The sequence below is a fragment of the Jannaschia seohaensis genome (assembly GCF_900116765.1).
Taxonomy (GTDB): Bacteria; Pseudomonadota; Alphaproteobacteria; order Rhodobacterales; family Rhodobacteraceae; genus Jannaschia; species Jannaschia seohaensis.
Map to the genome: position 1 here is coordinate 1 of NZ_UETC01000036.1, position 1,110 is coordinate 1,110.

Annotated in this window: 1 protein-coding gene; it reads right to left on the reverse strand. The window is 72.3% G+C overall.

Features of this window, described 5'->3' with window-relative positions; translation table 11 throughout:
* A partial coding sequence (locus tag DTQ71_RS23750; protein ID WP_211317188.1) for a DUF5801 repeats-in-toxin domain-containing protein occupies positions 1-1,110 on the reverse strand: 1,110 nt, incomplete at both ends.

Below are 1,110 nucleotides of genomic sequence, written 5' to 3' on the forward strand. Positions count from 1 at the left end.
CCGCTGGTGAGGGTGTCCCCGCTGAACTGGACCGCCGAGCCCGTGGCCGCGCCGAGCAGCAGCGACCAGGTGGTCGCGGACGCGCCGCCATCGGCCCCGGTCGCGGTCGCGGTGCTGAAGGTGCCGGTGAAGTCCACCGTGGCCGCGTTCGGAGACGGGAGGCCGTCGCGGGCCTCGTCGGCATCGGGCACGCCGTCCGCGGGCTCGTCGGTGTCGACGCCCTGGAAGTTGCCGTTCGCGAGGTCGCCGTCGAAGAGATAGACCGCGCCCGGCTCGGCGCCGTCGGCGGCGACGGAGACCGAGGGCCCGTCATCACCGACGATGAAGTTGCCGCCGAGATCGACGCTGGCGGCGGCGGCGGCGGTGTCGCCCTCCCAGGTGTCGCCTCCGTCGGTGACGGTGACGGCCTTTTGCAGGCTGACCTGGCCGTCATCGAGGCTGAGGATGTCGGTGGTGTAGGGCGCTGCGCTGTCGGTGCGGGTGTGGTCGAAGACCAGCTTCTGGGTGAAGGTGACCGTGCCGTCGCCGTTCGAGGCCAGCCGGAACACCTCGGCCTCTTCGCCCGTGCCGGCATTGATCACGCCGGCATAGACTTCGTCCTCGGTGATCTGCTTCCAGGTGACGGTGGCGCCGCCGCTGGTGAGGGTGTCCCCGCTGAACTGGACCGCCGAGCCCGTGGCCGCGCCGAGCAGCAGCGACCAGGTGGTCGCGGACGCGCCGCCATCGGCCCCGGTCGCGGTCGCGGTGCTGAAGGTGCCGGTGAAGTCCACCGTGGCCGCGTTCGGAGACGGGAGGCCGTCGCGGGCCTCGTCGGCATCGGGCACGCCGTCCGCGGGCTCGTCGGTGTCGACGCCCTGGAAGTTGCCGTTCGCGAGGTCGCCGTCGAAGAGATAGACCGCGCCCGGCTCGGCGCCGTCGGCGGCGACGGAGACCGAGGGCCCGTCATCACCGACGATGAAGTTGCCGCCGAGATCGACGCTGGCGGCGGCGGCGGCGGTGTCGCCCTCCCAGGTGGCGCCTCCGTCGGTGACGGTGACGGCCTTTTGCAGGCTGACCTGGCCGTCATCGAGGCTGAGGATGTCGGTGGTGTAGGGCGCGGCGCTGTCGGTG